Raw genomic sequence first — 5,297 nt, 5'->3', positions numbered from 1 at the left:
TGTCTGCCCTAACATCAGTCCAAGCATCAAGTCGTATATAGTTTGCTATCTCCTGCAGATTTAGCATTAGGTTTCCTCCGCATGAAAGGGGTATATTGGTTTTGTCCACTATCTTCTTGTATCCTATGTAGTCATAGTCTGAAGTTGGAGACTCAAGCCAATCCCATCCAAAATCCTCTAAGACTCTTGCCATCTTGATTGAGTCCTCCCTGTTATATCTCAAGTCAGGGTCAAGTGAGAACCTCATTCCAGAATTACCGAATTTCTCTTGTACTGCCTTAACCAGCTCCAGGTCCTTATCAAAAATACAATAGCAATGAAGCTTGAATGCCTTATAACCGTGATCCATTGCTTCTTGAACAACTTCAAGATACTCGGGAATCGTATTATATGTCATACCACTTGCATAAGCCAATATCTTATCCCTGTATCCTCCAAGAAGCTGGTATAGAGGCAATTTGGCATATTTGCCAACTATATCCCATAGTGCCATGTCATACATTGATACAGGTGCATTTGCCATTGAATTTGGCTTGCCCATCATCTTGTACCACAAAGCTTCCCTGTCCAGTGCCGACTCTCCTAATATAGCATCCGCATATGTTCTCGCCGATTCAAATGTTGCATACTCAAAATCGTCGTCACAAAAGCTATATGTACTTCCCAATCCGATATAACCGTCCTCTGTTGTAATCTTGCAAACATTGTGCGTAAAGTAAGCAGGCTTGTTCGACAATGCCCACCATGGCTTATCCTGATTAGGATCGCCATATGTAATCAGTTCCACTTTTTTTATCTTTAATGGTTTCATCAATAATCTCCTCGTTGTTTTTTAAATTCCCGTCTATATAGCCTCGGCTTCCAGTTCATCATCATCAAGCTTTTTATTCCATTCCTCTATTTCCTTCAATTCCATATTTCCAAATGTACTCTGAGCGTATTTAACTGCCTTGTATCCAATAACAATATATAGAGGTATCATCGGTACTAGAACAAGCATCGGGAACACTTTAATTACATTCATGTCCGCACCTATCAATACAAATACTATCGGAACCGCTACAAGCAGCAGACACCATATTATCCTGTTCCATGGAGACGGATTGCCATCCTTTCCAAGTTTCTTGCTGGCAACACTTGCTAAAGAGAATGCATTTGCATCAAGAGTAGTAACCGTAAACAGTATCATAACCATCATGTAAATTGTTATCATCAATGCAGGCATCGGTAAAGTATTAAGTACTGCTGAAACTAGACCCGAAGCATTTCCTTCATTAAGCATTCCAACTGCATCAACTACGCCTCTGTTATACAAATCAAGAGTAAAGGTGTTGCATACTCCGTGTAGTGCAAAGCATCCCATAGGACCTGCAATCATTACAAGTGCAAGTACATCTCTAAGTTTATGTCCTTTTGCTATTTTTGTAAGGAATACTCCCATACCCGGTCCGTATGAAGCCCAGTTTGCTATGAAGTAGATGGTCCATCCTTGAGGAAATCCACTTCCTCCAAAAGGATCAGTATTAAGACTCATTCTAAAGAAATCATCAAAGAAAATACCTGTTGCGTTTATCGTATTGTTTACTATCAATGTAGTAGGTCCAAATATGAATATTATCATTATCAATAGGAAAGCAAGCTTGATTGTCCAGTCTGAAAACTTCGCCATACCCTTGTCTAGGCCAACGAATGAGCTGAGAGAGAATATCAGCGTTATACCTAGGATTATGGATATACCAAGCATCATGGTAGTTTCTATACCCAGCAATCCGCCTACTACTCCTGAAATCATAGGTATTGCAAGACCCAATGTTACTGCCACAGCTCCAAGACCGACAATTAAGAAAAGTAAGTCTATACCAGATTTGGTACTTTCGGACAGTTTATCATCAAACAGTGCGTTCGTTACTCCAGCAAGACTCAGGTCCTTTCTCTTCTTGGCATAGTACACAAGCAAGAATGGAATTGCACATATTGTATAAACAGCCCATGCTGACAATCCCCAGTGATTGAAGTTGAACGCCAGTGCCTGCTCCATGATTTCAGCCTTATCAATCATACCGAACTGCGGTGACATATAATAATATGTCGACTCAATGAATGCCCAGTACATTGTACTTCCACCCATTCCAGCTGCAAATAACATTGAGAAAAGCTGCAGTTTGCTGTACTTGGGAGCTCCTCCACCAAGTTTTATACTTCCATATTTTGTGAATGTGAAGAACATTATTACTCCGAATGAAAAGAATACATACACGTAGAATATCCATCCAAGCTGATTTGTTACGAAGCTCATTAGCTTGCCCATGATATTAAGTGTAGAATCCGGAAAAACTATACCTATTATACTCAGTAAGCCTACGGCTATCATACACATAATGGTAATACCCCATTTAATTTCTGTTTTGTGATTATTAGTCATCAATAAATCCTCCTTTAATAATTATCTTCTCAAGCATTGTTTCTCAGATTTGACAACCCACCTCCTTGACACGTTATAAATACTCAATATTGAATATCAATGCTTGTTCAGTAATATACTAAGCAAATAACGTGCCAAAATAAGAAACCGCTAATTTTCAACGGTTTTATCAATACACTTAATAAAACCAATTAAATTATTCGAGTCAAAAATGTTAGTTTTCTCAATTATGACTCACTACGATTAAAAAATACTCTCTTTTTTTATCAAGAGAGTATTTGTGCTATTTGCAATATTTATTTATCAACCGATTAGCCTTTGACTGACTGATATTTAGTTTTTCTGATATCTTTCTAGATGACTTATATTTGTTGAATGCATCAACTATCAACGACTTCTCAAAGGCTTCAACTGCTACATCAAATGATTCTATATCACTTAAAAGTTTGGCATTGCCTATCTTATCAAAGAAACCAGGAAAATCTTCAGCCATAATAGTTGGCTTGGGTGATGTTATAACTAGCCTTTCAACAAGATTCTGCAATTCTCTTACATTTCCAGGCCAGCTGTGATTTATAAGTTTGTTCATAGCATTTTTCGAAAAATACTTTGCAAATTTATACTTTTCGTTTAATTTTTTCAGGAAATAGTTGCTGAGTACTATAACATCTTCCTTGCGTTTTCTCAACGGAGGCGTTTCAATATCTACAACATTAAGCCTCCAGTATAGATCCTCCCTGAATTTCTTGTTTTGAACCATTTCATAAAGATTGTTGTTTGTTGCAGTTATAATCCTAACATCAACAGTAATACTCTCCTTTCCTCCTATTGGAATAAACCTCTTGTCCTGTATAACTTGAAGCAGCTTAGACTGCAGCTTCGGCGTCAGTTCTCCAATTTCATCAAGAAAAAGAGTCCCTCGATCAGCCATCTCTGCCAGGCCTATTTTCCCCATCTCATCTGCTCCTGTGAAAGCTCCCTTCGTATAACCGAAAAGTTCCGACTCCAAAAGTCCTTCAGGGATTGCAGCACAGTTTATTTCAAGAAAAGGGTTCTCACTTCTACTGCTTTTATCGTGTATATACCTAGCCAATAGACTCTTTCCAGTTCCGGTTTCACCATAAATAAGAAGAGTTGTATCAACCTGGGCAAGCACCTTTGCAAGATTCATAACCTTCTTCATCTCTTCACTTTTATATATGATTCTCTTCTCTTCCGGTATTAACTGCTCTAAGCCTACTGTCTCATTTTTCGTTTTTTCCTTAATCTTATTTTCCGCTTCTATCCTTTGACGCATAAGTTGCTGTTTAATCGTATCATCCCTGCAGCAGAAAATAACAAATTCAATCTCCTCATTCTCATTAAACAGTGGAACTCCTGTGGTGACAATTTTATGACCGAAGTAAAACGTTTGTTCCATGGTCACAAATTTCTTTTCCTTGTACACAATAGGCAAAAGCGACGGATACCAATACGCCTCTTCCTTCAGCAACTCCTGGAATGTCTTCCCTATCATTTCATTAGGCGACAGTCCATAGTGCCTTCTACAGGCATCATTTACGTATACTACCCTGTAGTTGCTGTCATAGACAAATATTTCATCGAAAACATTATCCAAAATCCTTCTCAATGTTTTATACGGCAATATCTTTTCAAGAATTTCCTCATTACTCAATATTTTTTCCATAATGAACTCCTTTTGAATCATCTTCATCATTCAACCTCCAGATATCCGACTTCCTTTTCCTGACTTGAAACTCTGTACTGTGAAAAGAAAACACCGGATATTGTCAGTAGTGCTCCTACTATCATATATACATTGAGCTGTTCATTCAGCCAGACAATGCCTATAGCGATTGACAATATCGGCGATATATTATAATAAACTGAAGCCTTTACTGAACCAATCTCTTTCACACACTGATTCCACATAATATTTACAACCGTTGTCATTACCATTCCAGTAAGAATGATGTTAATCCAGTTGTCAAAATCAATCGCACTTGGATGAACGCTTTTAATGTCACTATACCAAAATACATACATAAAAACAAGGCTAAAACACATTGTGTATCCCACTACCAATTCAGAAGAATACTTCATTATATATTTCTTGTTTGCTATGATGTATGCAGACCACAAAAACATAGAAACAAGAACCATCAGGTCGCCTTTCACAGCTACATTCAGTATGATTTCACCTCCATTGAAAAAAATTACAATTACAACTCCAGCCAGGGAAACCATAGTCCCAGTAATTTGTTTTACTGTAATCACTTCATATTTCAAAATCCCGTTTATGAATATTGTGATTATTGGAATTGTGGCACATATTACTGCATTATTACCAGCAGTAGTCAGGTATGCACCTTCAAGATAAATCTTTTGCTGAAGAAAGACAAAAAAGAAACCGATTAATGCCAATGGTAAAATATCTTTGATATCAATTTTGTACTCCCTTTTAAATGCCATAATCAATAAACAGCTAACTGTTGCAACAAGATATCTGTAAAAGGAATATGCATGAACATCCATGTTCATTACTCCGTTCTTTGCCATCGGTACTCCTACACCCCAAATAAAGATGCAAAACACAAGCATACCGGTAATTTTTCTATTCAACTAATGTACCCTCCTTTATCAAAAATAATAGTATACTATATCTATTGCAAGTATAGTGCCAACTACTAATTTCTGATATAATTCTTGTAATGCCCTAAATTCAACAGATAATAATTTGTAGAAATAAACTAGTGAGTCAAAAATGACTGTTTTTTTCATTTTTGACTCACTAGATTTTTGCTAAAAGATGAATTTTGTGAGGATTAGCAATAATTATATTATCAGGACGTTTGGAAAACTCTTGTAGTTTCAA

At 36.9% G+C, this 5,297-nt stretch carries 4 protein-coding genes; all 4 read right to left on the bottom strand.

Annotated elements, in window-relative coordinates; translation table 11 throughout:
- Positions 1-811 (bottom strand): mandelate racemase/muconate lactonizing enzyme family protein (locus AC3AX0_RS06645; protein ID WP_487549521.1); only part of this gene is annotated, 811 nt, incomplete at its 3' end.
- 33 nt (positions 812-844) lie between these two features.
- Positions 845-2,422, bottom strand: a complete 1,578-nt coding sequence (locus AC3AX0_RS06640) for a BCCT family transporter (protein ID WP_487549520.1) — start codon at positions 2,420-2,422, stop codon at positions 845-847.
- 283 nt (positions 2,423-2,705) lie between these two features.
- Complete coding sequence (locus AC3AX0_RS06635; protein WP_487549519.1) at positions 2,706-4,139, bottom strand: sigma-54 interaction domain-containing protein; 1,434 nt, start codon at positions 4,137-4,139, stop codon at positions 2,706-2,708.
- A complete protein-coding gene (locus AC3AX0_RS06630; protein ID WP_487549518.1) occupies positions 4,136-5,044 on the bottom strand; it encodes a DMT family transporter in 909 nt (302 codons plus the stop codon). The genes AC3AX0_RS06635 and AC3AX0_RS06630 overlap by 4 nt, the downstream gene beginning before the upstream one ends.
- Between the last annotated feature and the right edge of the window lie 253 nt (positions 5,045-5,297).

This window comes from Dethiosulfatibacter sp. (assembly GCF_983023055.1).
Note: the sequence above shows the minus strand (reverse complement) of the source record. Positions and strands in the feature narration are given on the sequence as shown.

What these genes read in the sequence shown, in the direction of transcription:
- AC3AX0_RS06640 (WP_487549520.1), bottom strand. Translation starts at nt 2,422, where the DNA reads ATGACTAATAATCACAAAACAGAAATTAAATGGGGTATTACCATTATG.
- AC3AX0_RS06635 (WP_487549519.1), bottom strand. Translation starts at nt 4,139, where the DNA reads ATGATGAAGATGATTCAAAAGGAGTTCATTATGGAAAAAATATTGAGT.